Raw genomic sequence first — 18,133 nt, forward strand, 5'->3', positions numbered from 1 at the left:
TTCGGGCAAAGTCATGGGACTTGGTCCTGTCACCTAGGATGGGCCCCATGGCCCGATGGGAACCGAACGCACGCGAACGCCTGGAGCGCGCCGCACTGGCCCTGTTCGTCGAGCGCGGTTACGACGCCACCACCGTCGCCGAGATCGCGGACCGCGCCGGACTGACCAAGAGCACCTTCTTCCGGCACTTCGCCGACAAGCGCGAGGTGGTGTTCGGCAACCGGGACCAGCTGGCGGAGCGTTTCGCCGAGGTGATCCGGGGCGCGTCGCCTCAGACCACCGTCGCCGGATGCCTGACCGCGGCACTGGAGTCCGTCGCCCCTGTGTTCACGCCGGAACGTCAGGATCTGGCCCGGCAGCGGCGGGCGGTGACCACGGCCCACACCGAGCTGCGGGAACGCGAACTGCTCAAGCTCGCCCGGCTCTCCGAGGCCATCGGTGCAGCGCTGCGCGACCGGGGCATCGACGACACGACCTCACGCCTGGCCGCCGAGATGGGCGTCCTCGCCTTCACCACGGCCTTCGCGCGCTGGACCGAGCCCGGCAACGAACAGCCGTACACCGAGATCGCGCACACCGCCCTGCGCGACCTGCAGGACCGCGCCGCCGCCCTCGGTACCGAGGCCGCAGCGAGCGCCTGAATCCGGGAGCGGCAGTCGATCTTCACACCGGCTTCTTTATCCCGGAGCGAACCAGGGCGATCGAACATACGATGGGCGGGAGCCGGCGCGGTACGGGGACGCCGTGCCGTCAGTCCGACCTCGGGGTGGGAGACGTATGGCACAGGCGTCCGACGCAGCGCGGACCGTCATCATGACCGTGGACGACGACCCGGGAGTGTCCCGGGCCGTCGCCCGGGACCTGCGGCGCCGCTACGGCGCGTCGTACCGGATCGTCCGCGCGGAGTCCGGAGAGTCCGCACTGGACGCGCTGCGGGAGCTGAAGCTGCGCGGTGATCTCGTGGCGGTGATCCTGGCGGACTACCGCATGCCGCAGATGAACGGCATCGAGTTCCTGGAGCAGGCGCTCGACGTGTACCCGGGAGCGCGGCGGGTGCTGCTGACCGCGTACGCGGACACGAACGCGGCGATCGACGCGATCAACGTCGTCGATCTCGACCACTATCTGCTCAAACCGTGGGACCCGCCGGAGGAGAAGCTCTACCCGGTGCTGGACGACCTGCTCGAGGCGTGGCGGTGCAGTGACTTCCGCTCGGTGCCCAGCACCAAGGTCGTCGGCCACCGCTGGTCGGCGCGCTCCTCCGACGTACGGGAGTTCCTGGCCCGCAACCAGGTGCCCTACCGCTGGTACTCGGCCGAGGAGCCCGAGGGGCAGCGGCTGTTGGCGGCGGCCGGGCAGGACGGGCAGCGGCTCCCGCTGGTGATCACGGCGGAGGGGGCGACCCTGGTCGAGCCGGAGGCGCCCGAACTCGCCGCCCAGGTGGGGCTCGCGACGACACCGGCCGCGGACTTCTACGACCTCGTCGTCATCGGCGGCGGACCCGCCGGACTGGGGGCCGCCGTGTACGGGGCCTCGGAAGGCCTGCGGACCGTGCTCGTGGAGCGGTCGGCGACCGGCGGACAGGCGGGGCAGAGTTCCCGGATCGAGAACTACCTCGGCTTCCCCGACGGCGTGTCGGGGGCGCAGCTCACCGACCGGGCCCGCAGGCAGGCCGCGAAGTTCGGCGCCGAGATCCTCACCGCGCGCGAGGTGACGGGACTCGAGGTCAACGGCGGTGCGCGGACCGTACGGTTCTCCGACGGGTCGGCGGTCGCCGCGCACAGCGTGATCCTGGCGACCGGAGTGTCCTACCGGCAGTTGGAGGCACCGGGGTGCACCGACCTGACCGGCTGCGGGGTGTTCTACGGCTCGGCGCTGACCGAGGCCGCCTCCTGCCAGGGGCAGGACGTGTACATCGTCGGCGGCGCCAACTCCGCCGGGCAGGCGGCGATGTACCTCTCGCGCGGCGCCAAGTCGGTGACCCTCCTGGTGCGCGGCGCGGACCTGTCCGCGTCGATGTCCTACTACCTGATCCAGCAGATCAACGAGGCACCCAACATCTCGGTGCGGGCGCGGACCGTCGTCGAGTCGGCGCACGGCTCGGACCACCTCGAACAGCTCACCCTGCGCGACATGGACACCGGGGAGACCGAACTGGTCGACGCGCAGTGGATGTTCGTGTTCATCGGCGCCGCCCCGCTCACCAACTGGCTGGACGGCACCGTGCTGCGCGACGAGCACGGGTTCATCCTGGCCGGGCCCGACCTGACCGCCGACGGACGGCCGCCGGCGGACTGGGAGCTGGACCGGCCGCCGTACCACCTGGAGACCAACATTCCCGGCGTGTTCGTGGCGGGCGACGCGCGCGCCGAGTCCGCCAAGCGCGTCGCGTCCGCCGTCGGAGAGGGAGCCATGGCCGTGATGCTCGTCCACCGTTATCTGGAGCAGTCGTGAGCGGGCGGCTGCTGCCGTGCAGCCCGCAGGAGATCGGGTCGCTGTTCCTGTTCGAGAATCTCTCCGCGGAGCAGTTGGGGCAGCTGTGCAGCAAGGGCCGGGTCGAGGGCTTCGACCCCGGGCCCGTCTACACCGAGGGTGAGCCCGCCACCTGCTTCTACGTGATGATCGAGGGCGCGGTCGTGCTGTCCCGGCGGGTCGGCGACGACGACGTGGAGGTCTCACGGACCTCCCAGCCCGGGGTGTACGCGGGAGCCATGCAGGCCTACCTCGGGGACCGCGTGCGCCAGGTCTACGCCAACTCCATGCGGGTGACGGAGCCTTCGCGGTTCTTCGTGCTGCCCGCGGAGCAGTTCGCGGACTTCATGGCGGCGGAGTTCCCGATGGCGGTCCATCTGCTGGAGGGGCTGTTCTGGGGTTCGAAGAACACCCAGCGGGCCGTCGGGCAGCGTGAACGGCTGCTGGCGCTCGGCTCGTTGTCGGCCGGTCTGACCCACGAGCTCAACAACCCGGCCGCGGCGGCCGTGCGGGCCACCGCGACGCTGCGCGAGCGGGTCGGCAAGATGCGGCACAAACTGGCCATCATCTCCCAGGGCAACTACTCGCCCGAGGTCATGGCCAACCTCATCGACATCCAGGAGCGCACCGCCGAACGCGTCGCCAAGGCACCGACGTTGAGCCCGCTGGAGGCCTCGGACCGGGAGGACGCCCTCAGCGACTGGCTGGACGACCACGACATCCAGGAGGGCTGGCGGATCGCGCCGACCTTCGTGCAGGCGGGCCTGGACGTGGACTGGCTGGACCAGGTCGCCACGGCCCTGGACGAGGACCTCCTGCCGAACGCGATCGGCTGGCTCAACTACACCGTCGAGACCGAGCTGTTGATGGACGAGATCACCGACTCCACGGCCCGCATCTCGCACCTCGTCGACGCCGCCAAGCAGTACTCCCAGCTCGACCGCGCCCCCTACCAGGTCGTCGACGTGCACGAACTCCTCGACAGCACCCTGCTGATGCTCTCGGGCAAGATCGGGGAGCGGATCAAGGTCGTCAAGGACTACGACCGTACGCTCCCGAAGATCCCGGCCTACCCGGCGGAGCTCAACCAGGTGTGGACCAACCTGATCGACAACGCGGTCGCCGCCATCAACAGCGCGGGCGGAGAGGGCGCGTTGACGGTACGGACAGCGCTGGAGCACGACCAGCTGCTGGTCGAGTTCCGCGACACCGGGCCCGGGGTGTCCCCGGAGATCCGCGACCGCATCTTCGACCCCTTCTTCACCACCAAGCCGGTCGGCGAGGGCACCGGGCTGGGCCTCGACATCTCCTGGCGGATCGTCGTCAACAAGCACCACGGGACCCTGCAGGTGGAGTCGGAGCCCGGCGACACCCGCTTCCAGGTCCTGCTTCCGCTGACGGCCACGGCCGACGAGACACCCGAGGAGCCCGCATGACCAGCGGCAACGGAATCGACCCCAGCGTCCCGCCGAGCGGCAGCGGGTGCGTCGAGTGCGACGCGGCGGGCGGCTGGTGGTTCCATCTGCGGCGCTGCGCGCAGTGCGGGCACGTGGGCTGTTGCGACGACTCCCCGGCGAAGCACGCGACCGCGCACTACCGGGAGACCGGGCACCCGGTGATCCGCAGCTTCGAGCCGGGTGAGGAGTGGTTCTGGGACTTCGACAGCTCTCAGTTGTACGAGTCGGGCCCCGACCTCGCACCGCCCGTCGCCCACCCCGAGGACCAGCCCGCACCGGGGCCGGCGGGACGGGTCCCGGCGGACTGGGCGCGGGTGTTGCGGTCCTGACCCCTCCGACGGCCTCACGCGCCCTCGCACGTCCGGTCCGGCACCCCCTGTCCCAGCCGCGCTGTCAGTGCCGCGTGCCAGGATGGATGCGTGTCTGAGAACGCCTTCACCACGCCGCTGATCGGCCGCGACGAAGACCTCGCCCGACTCGGCGAGGTGCTGGAGCGCGCCCGCCGGGGCGAGGCGGGGGCGGTGCTGGTGGCGGGGGACGCCGGGGTCGGCAAGACGCGGCTGCTGGACGAGGTCGCCGGCCGGGCGTCGGCGGCCGGCATGGCCGTGCTCACCGGCCACTGCGTGGACCTCGGAGACGTGGGTCTGCCGTATCTGCCGTTCACGGAGATCCTCGGGCTGCTGGCGAACGACGAGCGGTGCGCCGAGGTGCTGGCCGCGCATCCCGTGGTGGACCGGCTGCTCGGCGCGGGGACGGACGCCTCGGGGGACGCGGGCGGCCGGCTGCGGCTCTTCGAGGGCATGGCCGCACTGCTGGCCGACCTCTCCGACCGCGTGCCCCTGCTGCTGGTCCTGGAGGACCTGCACTGGGCGGACCAGTCCTCCCGCGACCTGCTGCGGTTCCTGCTCAGCCGCGGCATCCTCCAGCGCCCGGCGGGTGGCGCCCCGACCCACCGTCTCGCCGTCCTCGCGTCCTACCGCGCGGACGACCTGCACCGCCGTCACCCGCTGCGGCCGCTGCTGGCCGAGCTGGTTCGTCTGCCGGCCGTGGAGCGGCTCGAACTGCGGCCCCTGGGCGACGCGGACGTCACCCGCCTGGTGCGGGCCCTCCAGGACCGCCCGCTGCCGGAGGACACGGTCCGCGGGATCGTCGAGCGGGCGGAGGGCAACGCCTTCTACGCGGAGGAACTGCTCGCGGCGACCGACACCGGGGCGGGCGGAGTGCCCAGCGGGCTGGCCGACGTCCTGCTCATCCGGATCGAGCAGCTGTCGGAGACGGCCCAGCGGGTGCTGCGCACGGCCGCCGTCGCCGGGCGGCGGGTGGAGCACGACCTGCTGCGGGAGGCGGTCGGCCTGCCCGAGGACGAGCTGGAGTCGGCGTTGCGCGAGGCGATCGGCCGGCAGCTCCTCGTCCCCGGGACCGGCGACACCTACGCCTTCCGGCACGCGCTGGCCCGCGAGGCGGTGTACGCGGACCTGCTGCCGGGCGAACGGGCCCGGCTGCACGGCGCGTTCGCCCGGCTGCTGTCCGTGTGCGGCCACCGGGCCGAGAGCGCGGCCGAGCGCGCCCACCACTACCGGGAGAGCCACGACCTGGCCGAGGCCCTCGCCGCCTCCCTGGAGGCCGCCGACCACGCCCAGCGCGTGGGCGCGCCCGCCGAGGAACTACGGCACCTGGAAACCGCCCTCGACCTGTGGGACGCCGTCGACGCGGCGGACCGCCCGGCGGGCGACGGCCTGGACCGGGTGCCGCTGACACTGCGCGCCTCGGCGGCGGCCCGACATGCCGGCGAGTCGCACCGGGCCGTGTCCCTCACCCGCTCCGCGCTCGCCCACATCGGCCAGGACGCCGACTCCGAACTCGCCGCCCGCGTCCGCTACACCCTCGCCGGCAACCTGCTGGACGTGGACAGCCTGACCGCCGCGTTCGCCTACAGCAGCGAGGCGCTGGCGCTGATCCCCGCCGAGCCGCCGACCCGGACCTGGGTGTGGGCGGCGGCCACCCATGTCCTGGCGGCCCGCCAGGTCGGGGAGAACGGGACGGCGCTGCGGGTGGCCCGCCAGGCGTTGCACGTGGCGGAGGAACTGGGCGTGCGGGACGCGCAGGCCGACCTGCTGGTCTCCCTGGCGATCCTGGAGAGCGGCGGCCGCCGCACCCCCGAGGGACGCGAGCGGCTCAAGGCGGCCCGGGAGCTGGCCCGGCGCTCGGGGAACGCGCCGGTGGAGATGCGCGCCCTGTTCAACCTCGCCGTCGGCTGCTTCGAGGCCGGTGACCTCCAGGGGTGCCTGCCCTGGGTGACCGAGGGCCTGGAGCGCGCCCGTCGCACCGGGCTGCTGTCGTCGCCGTACCCGCTGGAGCTGCGCTATCTGCACCTGCTGGTGCTGTACACGCTGGGCCACTGGGACGCGTGTCTGCGGGCCGCGGCGACGGATGCCGCGGTGCTGCCGGCGGCGGGCGGGTACGCGTCCGGGCCCGCGCTGTACGTGTCCCTGGCCCGGGGTGACCTGTCGGCCGCCGAGCGGGCCCGGACGCTGCTGGAGGGGCCCTTCGACTGGATGGGCACGCTGGTCGCCGGCATCGCGCTGACGGAGGCGGCCGTCCTGCGGGGCGACCCGGAGGAGGCGGTGCGGCGGACGCGGGAGACGGCGGACGCCCTCGGCGACGGCTCGGGCAGCCGCCCCGATGTGACGGTGCGACTGGCGGCGCTGGCGCTGGGCGCGGTCGCGGACGCGGCGGTCGAGTCGCGGCCGGCCGGTGACGCGCCCGGGCGGTGGAAGGACACCGCGGACGAACTGGTCGAGCTGGCGCGGGGTGTGGCCGGGCACGGGGAGGACGGGCTGCCGCAGGGCCCGGAGGGCGTGGCGTGGCTGGCGCGGGCCGAGGCGGAGTGGACGCGGGCCGTCTCCGGTCCGGACGCGGCGGCCTGGGAGAAGGCGGTGGCCGCGTTCTCCTACGGGGACGTGTACGAGCGGGTGCGCTGCCAGGTCCGGCTCGTGGAGGCCCTGTTGGCGGCGGATCGGCGCGCGGAGGCGGCCGACCATGCCCGCGAGGCGCGGGCGACGGCCGAACACCTCGGCGCGGCGCCGCTGCTTCAGCGGCTCGACGCCCTGATACGCCGCGGCCGTCTCGCCGACGCACCGGCGGACGGCGAGCGGACCTCGCCGCTCACCGCCCGCGAGCAGGACGTGCTGCGGCTGCTCGCGCTCGGCCGCAGCAACCGGCAGATCGGCGAGGAGTTGTTCATCAGCGGCAAGACGGCGAGCGTGCACGTCTCCAACATCCTGGCGAAGCTGGGCGCGACGAGCCGTACGGAGGCGGTGGCGATCGCCTACCGGGAGGGTCTCATCGCGCCCGAGCAGACGGCCTCGGGCTGAGGGGCCGCGCGGCTCACCCGCGTCCGGCGCAGTCGAGCTCGGTGAGGTCGACGGCGTCGGCCATCGCCTGCATTCCCTTGTCGTTGGGGTGCAGATGGTCGCCGCCGTCGAAGAAGGGCAGGATCCGCTCCGGGTCGTAGGGGCTGCGCAGGATGTGGTCGAAGTCGGTGTACGCGTCGAAGTCGCCGCTGCTGCGGATGTAGGCGTTGACCTCCTGGCGTACGGCCTCGGCCGCCGGGTCCCACTCCGACCAGCCCTTGAAGGGGGCGACGGTGGCGCCGACGACGCACTTGCCGGCCGCGTGGACACGGCGGGCGATCTCGCGGTAGCCGGCGACGAGGTTCCGGGCGGTGACACCGCTGTGGCTCTTGATGTCGTTGACGCCCTCGAAGAGGAAGACGGTGCGCACGCCCGGCTGGGACAGCACGTCGCGCTCCAGACGGTTCAGGGCGCTCTGGCCGCCGCCGTCGGCGAGGACCCGGTTGCCGGAGATCCCCTCGTTGGCGACGCCCCGGACCGCGCTGTGCGTCTTCTCCAGCCTGCGGGCGAGGTAGTCGGGCCAGCGGCGGTTGAGGTCGCTGGTGGACTGCCAGCCGTCGGTGATGGAGTCGCCGAGCGCCACGACGGCCGCGGTGCCCGCGTGCGGTCGTACGGACACGGAGTCCAGATAGGCCCAGGAGCCGGTCGTCTGCGTCCAGTCGGCCGCCCCCTCCTCGGCGGTGTGGTCGCCCAGGCTGAGGTACGAGGTCTGCATGGCCATTCCGTGGCCGGTCGCCGGGCCCGCCGCGTCCTGCGAGTGGATGCTGACGACCAGGTTGGTGGCGTCGGGCAGCCGTCCGGGCAGCGGGTCGCTGAGGGCGGCGGCGCCCGCGGGGATGGTGATCGACCGGGCGCCGTCGAAGGTCAGGCGGCGGTTGCTGCCGTGGACCAGTGCGGCGCCGGTCTGCTGGATGCCGGCGTAGACGCTGTCGAAGGTGACGGGGCGGTCCCCGAAGGCGTTGGAGAGCCGGACGCGCAGGTCGGTGCCGCCGACGCCGGTGTGCACGATCAGCCGGTAGCCGCGGTCGGGCACGGCGTCGCCGATCCGGTCGGCGCTCGCGCCCCAGGTGACGACGTCCCGCCTGTCGGCGGGCGCCCCCACCACCGCGAACGCGGGCTGCCGGCCGGATGCCTCGACCGGTGACGCCTGGAAGGCGCCCGCCAGCAGCAGGAGGGCGGCGAGCCGGACGGCCCGTCTGTGCCGGGCCCTCACCGCGCGAAGTCCTTGATCGTCACGGACCCTCCGGGCGCTACGGTCACGGTCCGCGACGAGCCGCCGAACGCGACCGTCGTCGTACGGCCGCCCACGCTGCGGATGCGTGCCTCGGTCGGCCTCCCGTTCTGCCAGCGTAGGTCGACGACGAAGCCGCCGCGCGCCGGGGCTCCGGTGAGCGATCCGGAGGCGGCCCAGGCGTCCGGGAGGGCCGGGAGGAGTTCCAGACGGCCCGGCCGCGAGTACAGCAGCATCTCGGTCACGGCCGCCGGGGTACCGAAGTTGGCGTCGATCTGGAAGATGCCCCGGCCCGGCCTGGTCTCGTAGATGTCGAAGAGGTTGGGCGCGGTGCCGTTGCCGCCGTTCACCGACGGGCGCAGGTTGGTGACGATCAGCTGGTAGGCGTTGTCGGCCTTCTTCAGGCGGGCCCAGCACAGGCTCCGCCAGGCGTTGGCCCAGCCGAAGCTGTTCATGCCGCGCGCGGTGAGCAGGGCGGTGGCGCCGGCCACGACGTCGGACGGGGTGGAGCCGTCGGGGCGGATGCGGTCACCGGGGAACAGGCCGACCAGCGGCGAGAGATGACGGTGGGTGGTCTCGCCGAGGTTGTCGGGGGACATCCACTCCTCGAGCCAGCCGGTCTTCGGGCTCACCTGGGGAAGGTACAGCTTTTTGCGGAGGCCGGAGATGGTTTCCGCGTAGCCGCCGTCCCGCTTCAGCTCGGCCGAGGCCACGCAGTAGTTGCCGAACAGCGCCCACACCAGCTCCTGGGCGTAGGTGATGCCCTTCGCGTCGAGGGGTCCCTGTTCCGGCGACCAGTCGCTGTCGGCGATCAGCACCTCCTTGGAGCTGCCCGACAGGGTCGTGGTGAGCAGCCGGGCCTCCCAGAACTCGCAGGCGCCCTTGAGCAGCGGGTAGATCTTCTCCAGATGGGCGCGCGAGCGGGTGAACTCGTAGTGCTCCCACAGGGAGTTGCACAGCCAGGCGTTGCCCGCCGGATGCCACCACCAGCCGCCTCCGCCGTAGGGGTTGGTGGAGATGGCGAGGGTCCAGCCGGCGTTCTTGCCGCTGGAGTTGCGGTAGCGGTTGCGGGGGTCGTCGAACAGCCGGCGGGTCAGCTCGGTCCAGGACGGCACCTGGGCGACGCAGTAGTCGGTGAGGGCGTCGAAGCAGGCGGACAGGCCCGCCCGGTCGGCCATCCAGTAGTTCATCTGGATGTTGATGTCGGTGTGGTAGTCGCCCATCCAGTCCGGATCGTTGCCGTCCAGCCACAGCCCCTGGAGCCCGAGGGGCAGGCTGCCGCGCGACCCGGAGATCATCAGATAGCGGCCGAACTGGACGTAGGCGGCCTCGAGTTCGGGGTCGGGTTCGCCGTCGCGCGCCCGGGCCTGCAGCCGCTCCCAGGTGTCGAGGGAACGCTGCTGGGCGGTTGAGGTCCCCAGCGAGAGACCGAACCGCCCGAACAGCGCGTGGTGGTCGGTGACATGGGTGCGCAGCAGGGTGTCCGCGGAGTGCACGGCGGCGTCGGTGACCTTGGTGCGGGCGAGGCGCCGGGGGTCGAGGAAGGGGTCGCGGTAGCCCCGGGCCGCGTCCGGCGCGTAGTTGGTGCCGCCGCTCACCACCACGGTGAGGTCCTTGCAGCCGGCGAAGGAGATGTGCGGGCCGCTGACGGTGACGCGGCCGCCGGTGCCGTACGCGGTCACGGCGGCCCCGTACTCGAGGCCGTTCGCGAACGCGGCACCGAAGGAGATTCCGGCGCCCTCGCCGTGCGTGCCCTCCAGCGTGACGGTGCCGGTGTAGCGGCCTCCCCCGCTCTGGGTGAGGTGCAACACGATCACGTCGTCGGGCCGGCTGGCGAAGAGCTGCCGCTGATACGTGACTCCCGAGCGGACGTACGACGTCGTCACCACGCCCCGGGCGAGGTCAAGGGTGCGTCGGTAGCCGGAGACGGCGCCGAGGTCGTGGTCGGGGATGTCGACAGTGAGCCGGGCGAGCAGGGTGAGGGAGCCGAAGTGGTCGCGGTCGTAGGGGAACTGGCCGTCGGCGTCGAGGGTGTCGTTGAGGCCGCCGGTCCACAGTGTGGCGTCGGTGACGAGCAGGACCTCGTGGCCGGGGTCGTTGCTCGCGAGGGCGCCGAGGCGGCCGTTGCCGACGGGGAGGCCCTGTTCGATCATGGAGTTGTCGTCGGCGGGGGCCTGCCACCACAGCTCGTCGTGCGAACTCGTCGTGATCCGGGGTGGGTCGGCGGGCCGTTGGGGTGCGGCCGAGGCGGTGAAGGCGGGCAGTGCCGCCAGGGCGGCTCCGGCGGCGGTGGCGGCGAGCAGGTCGCGTCTGGGAAGCAGGCGGGCGGGATCGGTGTTCACTGCGGCTCCTTCAGGCTCGGTCAGGAAGACTTCGGGACGTCGATCCGGTCGATGTCCGGTGCGTAGCTGGTGCCGCTGTCGAAGGTGATCGTGTTGGAGCCGGCCTTGAGGGTCAACGGCACGCTGACCGTCTCGACGGTCCCCCAGTCGCCGGTGGAGGGGAACTTGTGGTTCGTCGCGCCGCCGCCGTCGACGGAGACGGCGGCGGAGCGGGCGTCGCCGCTGACGTAGGCGATCTTCACCTGGTAGGTGCCGGCCTTGGGGACGACGACGTCGTTGACGGTCAGCTTGCCGCCGAGGTAGAGGTTGCCGACCTTCTTGCCGCCGGAGCAGGCGGAGCAGTCGGCGACGGAGGCGTTGCCGGCGAGGGTGTTGGCGGAGGACTCGGCCTCGTAGCCGGTGAAGGCGAGCGCGCTGCCGTGCGGGGTGACGGTGAACAGGCGGGAGCCGTGGGCGGGCAGGGCATCGGTGACCTTGTCCTTGAGGCTGCCGAGGTTCTCGTGGTTCCACAGGTCACGGACGGACGCCGTGCCGGTGAAGCCGAGGGAGGCCCAGGAGGCGGAGACGGCGGCGGGGCTGTCGGCGAGGTTGAACAGGGCGACGGTGTAGCTGCCGTCGGGGTTCTTCGCGGCCCACACCTGCTGCGGGTCGGACGGGGTGATCGGCCGGGCCGGCGGGGTGGCGCCCTGGTCGAGGGCGATGACTTCCTTGTTGGTCAGCAGGGACAGACCGTAGGAGTCGAGGCGGGTGAGGTCGTCGCCGGTGAAGAGCGGCGACTTGGCGATGGCCCACAGGGTGGCGTAGCTCTGCCGCTCGGCCTTGGTCAGGCCGTCCATCGCGCCGTTGCCGACGTCGAGGGAGTCGAGGTCGTTCCAGCCGCCGGGGCCTGCGTACCTGGTCCAGCCGGGGGTGTCGTCCCAGCGGTCGTCGACGGAGTTCTCCCAGCTGACGAGGGTGTTGCAGTAGCACTCGACGTCGGTGTCGATGCGCCAGCCGTTGGAGTACTTCTTCCAGTCGGCGGCGTGTCCGATGTCCAGGGACCAGGAGAGTTCCAGGTGGATCGGGCGGCCGGTGGCGGCGATGGCCTTGTTCCAGGCGGCCACGTCGGCAACGTTGTCGTACTGGTCACCGCTCTTGCCGGAGCCGGGGCCGACGCCGTCGAGCTTGAGGAAGTCATAGCCCCAGCCGGCGATCAACTGGGCCTGGGAGTCTATGTACTTCTGGGTGCAGGGGCGGGAGAAGTCGAGCTTGTAGGAGCTGTCCCAGCCGTTGGTGGTGCGCAGGTCGCCGTAGACGATGTCGGCGGTGGTGCAGCCGTCGGCGTTCCATATCGGCGTCTTCCCGTCGCCGTACGCCTCCTTCTCCAGACCGGCGGGCAGGTAGATGCCGGCCTTGAGGCCCTTGGCGTGGATGCGGTCGGCGACGGCCTTCATGCCGCTGGGGAAGCGCTCGGGGTCGGCCTTCTGGCGTCCGTACTGGTCGTACTCCGGCTTCCAGGTGGTGTCGCGCCACCAGCCGGCGTCGATGTTGACGTGGTCGTAACCGTACTTCTTCAGCTTGGCGGCCAGGGCGTCGGTCTGCTTGGTGACGTTGGCCTCGGTGAGGTAGCTGTAGTCGCCGTCGGGGTTGAGGCCGGGGTACTTGGAGGACTGCATGCTCCAACTCGACCAGCCCATGTAGGGCTTGGCGGCGAGGGTGGGCGCGGTGGTTCCGGCGTGGGCCGCCGGGGCGACGGTGACGGCGCCCGCGGCGAGGGCCAGGACCACCGCGGCTCTCAGGGTGCGTGCGGGCAGGGCGGAGTACGAGGAAGACCTCATGGGTCGTGCCTCCAGGGGGAGTCGGATCAGCGGCTCGGCTGCGGGTGATCTGAGGAGATGAAGGACTGGATGGCGGTGGCGGCGGCTCCGCGGGCCCATTCCTCGAAGGGCAGCGGACGGGTGAGTACGTCGCACTGGGCGGCGGAGCCGAAGGCGGCGGCGGTGAAGGCGTCGCGGATCTGCTCGGCGAAGAGGTCGTGGGCGGCGAGGCCCTCGCCGGAGATGATCACGCGTTCGGGGCCGAGGAGGTTGGCGACGGTGGCGATGCCCCGGCCGATGGCCTCACCGGCCCGCGCGTACACCTCCCGCACGCCCGGCACCTCGCGGTGGGCGAGCGCGACGGCCTCGGTGGCGTCGGCGACCTGGCGGCCGGTGGCGGCGCGGACCTGGCGGACGATCGCGGCCTCCCCCGCGATCGCCTCCACGCAGCCCCGGTTGCCGCAGTGGCAGGCCGGTCCGGCCGGGTCGACGGTGACATGGCCGATCTCGCCGGCCACGCCGTGCGCACCGGAGATCACCCGTCCATGCACCACCAGACCGCAGCCGATTCCGGCGCCGACGGTCACCACGGCGAAGTCGGACAGGCCCACGCCCTCGCCGAACCACTGCTCGGCCACGGTCAGGGCCCGTACGTCGTTGTCCACGGTGACCGGCAACCCGCAGGTCATGGCGGCGAGTTCAGCGAGCGGGACGTCCCGCCACTCCAGGAACGGCGAGTAGCGTACGACGCCCTCGGCGCGGTCCACATCGCCGGAGACGGCGATCCCGAGGCCCTGCACGGTGGAGCCCAACGCGTCGGCGGACAGCAGCAGTTCGTCGACAAGTCGTGCGATGTCGGCGAGGACGGACTTGGTGCCGCGGTCGGCCAGCGGCAGACGGCGGTCTGCGCGGACACGGCAGCACAGGTCGGTGAGGACGGCGATGATCTCGTCGCCGGTCACCTTGACCCCGAGGAACAACGCCCGTGCGCCGTCGACCCGCACCGGGTTGGCGGGCCGCCCGAGCGTCGGCCGGCCCTCGTCCGCCGCGTCCTCCACCAGGTACCCGGCCTCGATCAGGGGCTTGACCGCCTTGGTGACGGCGGCCGGCGACAGACCCGCCCGCCGGGCCGCCTCCAGCCGGGTGAGCGGTCCGTGGGACAGGACCGTGGTGAAGATCTGCGAGGCGGCCGGCGTGTTCGCCGGGAACGTCTCGACACGAGGGGTCGGGCGCATGACCGGGAACCTAGAGGGCTTCTTTTCCACCGTCAATAAAAGAAGCAGGATTCGTCCGTGGCCCCGTTGTCAGACCCGGCGGGCACAATCGCCGCATGACGACGATCAATTGGGGCGAGCTGACCCACGCCTACGGCAGCGCCGAGGACATCCCCGGACTGTTCGCGCAGCTCGGGGGCACGGAGGACGACAGAGTGTGGACGGATCTGTGGTCCGCGCTGTGCCATCAGGGGTCGGTGTACGAGGCGAGTTGGGCGGCGATGCCGGTCCTGGCGGACATCGCTCTCGGGCGGGCCCCGGGCGAGCCGATACAGGCGGTGCTCATGGCCGGCCTGATCACGACGGACGCGGACCCCGGGCGCCGGGAGCGGTACGCCCCCGAGATCGCCGAACTGCTGGGGGTGGCACGCGCGTTGCTCGCCACGCCGGGGACCGGTGACTTCGTGTACCTGCAGATGGCCGTCCTGGCCTTCGAGGACGCCGGGGTGTGGGCGGAGGCACTGGAGGGCGTGGTCAACGAGGAGTACGAGCTCCAGTGCCCGGATTGCGAGGACGGCCTGTTCGTCGCCTTCGGTTCCTACGGCTGCTTCTGCGCGGCCGGCGACTACGTGACGGGGCCGGGCGCGCGGGACACGGAAGGGCGGGCGGAGCTGACACCCATCGCCCCGGACCGCCTCGACGGCATCGGCGCGCGCCTGCACCGCGAGGCCGTGGCGGCAGGGCAGCACGAGGTCGCGCACGCACTGACGTATGTCTTCGGCAGAGCCCACTGCCCCTCCTGCGACGCCGGGTTCACGGTGTCGGAGGAAGTGGAGAGGCAGTGGCTCTGAGCGCCTCCGGCGTCGGCGTCAGTGCCGGTCGGCCGGCGTGTTGGCCTCGCTGACGTTGACGGCGGCCCAGGCCTGGTCCACCGTCCGGTACTCGACGCCACTCGCCCCGTAGAGGTCCTTGGCCGCCTTCAGCGTCGCGACACGCGCGTCGTGGAAGTCGGTGGTGGAGACCATGTAGCGGGTCAGCGCACGGTAGAAGATCGCCGTGGCCTTGGCGCGGCCGATGCCCTTGACGGTGGAGCCGTCGTAGGTCGGCGAGTCGTACCTGACGCTGCCGATCGTCTTCTGGCCACTGCCCTCGGCGAGCAGGTAGTACGCGTGCGAGGAGACACCGGAACCGGCGTGCACCTCCGCGTCGTACACCTCGGGCTGCCAGTAGTCCACCGTGCCCTCGAGCCGGTCGAGGGAGGGGTGGTCGAGGCGGCGCAGGAACTTCTGCGCGAGGCCCAGCTTCTCGCCGATGAGATAGTCCGGCGCGTCCTTCGGGTTGTTGGTGAAGAACTCGACGTTCGAGCCGAAGATGTCCGCCAGGGACTCGTTCAGCGAGCCGGGCTCGCCGTACTGGTTGCCCTGTGCGTCGACCCGGGTGGGCTCCAGCTTGGCGGTGGCGTCCACCACGCCGTGGGTCAGCTCGTGCCCCGTGACGTCCAGCACGACGAGCGGCTTCTTGAACATGTCGCCGTCACCGTCGCCGTACAGCATGCAGCCGCAGTCGGAGTCCCAGAAGGCGTTGGCCACCTTGCTGCCCCAGTGGACCATGCCCTTGGCGGGCTTGCTGTTGTTGGCGATGCCCCTGCGGGCGAAGGTCTTCAGGTAGAAGTCCAGCGTCTTGGTGATGCCGTACTGGGCGTCCGCGGCGGCGCTGTTGCGGCTGGACGTGGCGCCGTTGCCGAAGACGTCGTTGCTGGTGGTGATCTGCTTGCCGCGGGCGAAGCTCTCCGTGTAGGTGCCCTTGGCATCCCGGGTCTCGGTGCCGTACCGCGTCGGGTCCTTCAGCACGAAGGTCCTGCGGGCCGTCTGCGTGGTGGTCAGCGGGACCGGGCCGACGAAGAGGGACTTGCCGGTGCCCTTGGCCGTGCGCGGGTAGTGCACGGCGGCCGCCGCGGACGACGAGGCCGCCGCGGAGGCGAGCGAGGCGCTCCGCGCGCCGATGCCGGTGGCGGGGTCGGCGATCTCACCGCGCTCGCGCAGGGTGTCGAGCAGCTCGGGCGAGAGGAACTCGTCGTTGTTCGGCGTGTTGCTGCGCACCTTGCCGGTGACGGCGTCGATGACGACGGTCCGGGCCCCGGCACCCTCGGTGGTGCCGCTGTCGGTGACCGTGACCTGGTAGGCGAGGGCGGATGCGCCGTCGCGGGCGTCCACGACGAGGCGGGCGGTGCCGGCGTCGCCCTTGGCCACGGCCGCGGCCTTCCGCTCGGCCTCGTCGGCCGAGAGCTTGGCGGCACTGGCCGCGGCGGGCCTGACGGTGTGGTCGGCGGCCCGGGTGACCCCGGTGTACGACAGCTGCCGGTTCAGGTGGACGACGAGGTCGCCGCCGAGGACGGTCATGCCCTGGTGGGTCCGGGTGAACCGGACGTGCCGCGCGCCCTCGGGGTCGATCATCACGTCCTGGGCGTGCAGTTCGTCGCCCTGGGAGACGCCGGTCGCGGCGGTGTGGGCGAAGGCGGCGGCGCGGGCCGCCGACACCACGGACGCGGCCGAGGTCGTGGCGGCTGCAGCATGGGCTGTCCCCGTGTCCGGGCCCGCGAAGGCGGTGCCCGCAAGGCCCGTGGCGGCCGTCGTCACGGCGACGGCGACCGCCACGCTGCGTATGTGCGGTCTACGCACTGATAGGGGTTCCTTCCTTCCAGGACGGCCGCTTTCGCCAACCGCCCTGACGCATGGCCTGGTTGTCCGCCATGGGGGCTGGTCGGGCCCCAGTTCGAAACCCTTATGGACGAGTCATGTCCATGTAAAGCCCAAATCATGGGATTCCGCGCAAAGCAGGGCAATACTTTGCCAATCCCCACCACTCGGTGATCGAGGAGTCACCAACTGTGTGCCAGTAGTGGAGATGTGACGGGACGGAAGAAGGTTGCCCCACGTGAATGTGACTCATCTCGCATCCAGGGCCACGGCCCTGGGCGCGGTCGCGCTCTGCCTGCCCACGGCGCCCGCGCACGCCGCCACACCCGCTCGCCCCGACGTCACGGGAGTCGACACCGCCCTGCGCACCGCGCTGAGACAGGGCGCCCCCGGCGCGATCGCGCGGATCGACGACGACGGCACGGTCCGGCAACTCGCCGTCGGCGTCGCCGACCGGCGGAGCAAACGGGCCATCAGCAACGCCGACCGGTTCCGTATCGGCAGCGTCACCAAGGTCTTCTCGGCGGTCGTGCTGCTCCAGCTGGCCGACGAGAAGAAGCTGGAGCTGGACGCCCCGGTCGACCGCTATCTGCCGGGCCTGCTGCCCGACCGCCGCATCACGGTACGGCAGGTGCTGGGCCACCGCAGCGGCCTGTACGACTACACCAACGACATGTTCGCGAAGTCGGTCTCCGGCTTCGAGGCCGTGCGCACCAAGGTTTTCACCTACCGCCAGCTCGTTGACCGCTCACTGCGGCACGCCCGCACCAACGCGCCGGGGGCCGCGTACGCGTACTCCAACACCAACTTCGTCGTCGCCGGGATGCTCATCGAGAAGCTGACCGGTCACTCCGTGCGCACCGAGTACGAGAACCGCATCATCAAGCCCCTGGAGCTGCGCGACACGCTCTACGTGCACCCCGGCACGGCCATCCCCGGCCGGCACACGAACGGCTATCTCACCCCGGACACGGCGGGCGCGCCCCTGGTGGACGCGACCGAGCAGACCGTCTCCTGGGCGCAGAGCGCGGGCGCCCTCATCTCCAGCACCCGCGACCTCGACACCTTCCTGTCGGCCCTGCTCCGCGGCCGTCTCACCTCGGCCGCCCAGCTGCGTCAGATGGAGCACATGCTCCCGGTCAACAGCACCCAGGCGTACGGCCTCGGCCTGCGCCGCCGCGACCTGTCGTGCGGCGTCTCGGTGTACGGCCACACGGGCGCCGTCCAGGGCTACTACACCTACGCCTTCGCCACCAAGGACGGCCGGCGCACTCTCACGGCCCTGGTCAACACCTCCAACAACGGCGCCGTGCACAACACGATGCTGGGCACCCTGGAGTCGGCGTTCTGCGGCAAGCCGGCGAAGGTGCGGCGGGGTGCGACGATCCTGGAACGCCAGGAGGACGCCATCCCGGGACCCGCCCGGCAGTGACCGCCCGCCGGGGAACCCTCCCGTCCCGGTGGGCGTTGCCCCGATGAGCCCTCCTTCGGGGCCGAGGACGACGACACCGG

Annotated in this window: 12 protein-coding genes; 7 read left to right on the top strand and 5 right to left on the bottom strand. The window is 71.8% G+C overall.

Features of this window, described 5'->3' with window-relative positions:
- Nucleotides 1-47: 47 nt before the first annotated feature.
- The 5 genes from ACWCQ1_RS02670 (at nt 48) to ACWCQ1_RS02690 (ending at nt 7,303) form a co-directional block, all read left to right on the top strand.
- Complete coding sequence (locus ACWCQ1_RS02670; RefSeq protein ID WP_358602154.1) at nt 48-641, top strand: TetR/AcrR family transcriptional regulator; 594 nt, start codon at nt 48-50, stop codon at nt 639-641.
- A 136-nt stretch (nt 642-777) separates the two neighbouring features.
- Entirely contained in the window at nt 778-2,454 is a 1,677-nt protein-coding gene (locus ACWCQ1_RS02675; RefSeq protein WP_133048700.1) for an FAD-dependent oxidoreductase, read from the top strand.
- Nucleotides 2,451-3,908 (top strand): ATP-binding protein, encoded by a 1,458-nt coding sequence (locus ACWCQ1_RS02680; RefSeq protein WP_451025689.1) that lies wholly within the window; start codon nt 2,451-2,453, stop codon nt 3,906-3,908. Before ACWCQ1_RS02675 ends, ACWCQ1_RS02680 begins: the two co-directional genes overlap by 4 nt.
- A complete protein-coding gene (locus ACWCQ1_RS02685; protein WP_358602148.1) occupies nt 3,905-4,258 on the top strand; it encodes a UBP-type zinc finger domain-containing protein in 354 nt (117 codons plus the stop codon). The genes ACWCQ1_RS02680 and ACWCQ1_RS02685 overlap by 4 nt, the downstream gene beginning before the upstream one ends.
- A 90-nt stretch (nt 4,259-4,348) precedes the next feature.
- A complete protein-coding gene (locus ACWCQ1_RS02690; protein ID WP_451025690.1) occupies nt 4,349-7,303 on the top strand; it encodes a helix-turn-helix transcriptional regulator in 2,955 nt (984 codons plus the stop codon).
- Nucleotides 7,304-7,316: 13 nt separating this feature from the next.
- On the opposite strand, the gene ACWCQ1_RS02695 is transcribed toward ACWCQ1_RS02690, so the two are convergent.
- From ACWCQ1_RS02695 to ACWCQ1_RS02710, 4 genes are read right to left on the bottom strand one after another with little or no spacing between them, the layout of a single operon-like run.
- A complete protein-coding gene (locus ACWCQ1_RS02695) occupies nt 7,317-8,555 on the bottom strand; it encodes an SGNH/GDSL hydrolase family protein (protein WP_451025691.1) in 1,239 nt (412 codons plus the stop codon).
- Nucleotides 8,552-10,915, bottom strand: coding sequence for a glycosyl hydrolase family 95 catalytic domain-containing protein (locus tag ACWCQ1_RS02700; RefSeq protein WP_451025692.1), 2,364 nt, complete (start codon nt 10,913-10,915; stop codon nt 8,552-8,554). Before ACWCQ1_RS02700 ends, ACWCQ1_RS02695 begins: the two co-directional genes overlap by 4 nt.
- Nucleotides 10,916-10,935: 20 nt before the next feature.
- Complete coding sequence (locus ACWCQ1_RS02705; protein ID WP_451025693.1) at nt 10,936-12,732, bottom strand: alpha-galactosidase D; 1,797 nt, start codon at nt 12,730-12,732, stop codon at nt 10,936-10,938.
- A gap of 26 nt (nt 12,733-12,758) precedes the next feature.
- Entirely contained in the window at nt 12,759-13,946 is a 1,188-nt protein-coding gene (locus ACWCQ1_RS02710; protein WP_358602133.1) for an ROK family transcriptional regulator, read from the bottom strand.
- Between the two features lie 95 nt (nt 13,947-14,041).
- On the opposite strand from ACWCQ1_RS02710, the gene ACWCQ1_RS02715 reads away from it, so the two are divergent.
- The gene (locus tag ACWCQ1_RS02715) at nt 14,042-14,776 is read left to right on the top strand and encodes a hypothetical protein (RefSeq protein ID WP_358602130.1); all 735 of its coding nucleotides are present in this window, start codon (nt 14,042-14,044) and stop codon (nt 14,774-14,776) included.
- A gap of 18 nt (nt 14,777-14,794) precedes the next feature.
- On the opposite strand, the gene ACWCQ1_RS02720 is transcribed toward ACWCQ1_RS02715, so the two are convergent.
- Nucleotides 14,795-16,603 (bottom strand): M4 family metallopeptidase, encoded by a 1,809-nt coding sequence (locus ACWCQ1_RS02720; protein WP_133048691.1) that lies wholly within the window; start codon nt 16,601-16,603, stop codon nt 14,795-14,797.
- 262 nt (nt 16,604-16,865) lie between these two features.
- On the opposite strand from ACWCQ1_RS02720, the gene ACWCQ1_RS02725 reads away from it, so the two are divergent.
- Entirely contained in the window at nt 16,866-18,053 is a 1,188-nt protein-coding gene (locus tag ACWCQ1_RS02725) for a serine hydrolase domain-containing protein (protein WP_358602126.1), read from the top strand.
- The last annotated feature ends 80 nt before the right edge of the window (nt 18,054-18,133 follow it).

It is taken from the genome of Streptomyces sp. NPDC002144 (assembly GCF_053593695.1).

Bases quoted from the DNA above. Each gene is read 5' to 3' on its own strand.
- ACWCQ1_RS02670 (WP_358602154.1), top strand. From the start codon at position 48: ATGGCCCGATGGGAACCGAACGCACGCGAACGCCTGGAGCGCGCCGCA.
- ACWCQ1_RS02675 (WP_133048700.1), top strand. From the start codon at position 778: ATGGCACAGGCGTCCGACGCAGCGCGGACCGTCATCATGACCGTGGAC.
- ACWCQ1_RS02685 (WP_358602148.1), top strand. From the start codon at position 3,905: ATGACCAGCGGCAACGGAATCGACCCCAGCGTCCCGCCGAGCGGCAGC.
- ACWCQ1_RS02705 (WP_451025693.1), bottom strand. From the start codon at position 12,732: ATGAGGTCTTCCTCGTACTCCGCCCTGCCCGCACGCACCCTGAGAGCC.
- ACWCQ1_RS02710 (WP_358602133.1), bottom strand. From the start codon at position 13,946: ATGCGCCCGACCCCTCGTGTCGAGACGTTCCCGGCGAACACGCCGGCC.
- ACWCQ1_RS02715 (WP_358602130.1), top strand. From the start codon at position 14,042: ATGACGACGATCAATTGGGGCGAGCTGACCCACGCCTACGGCAGCGCC.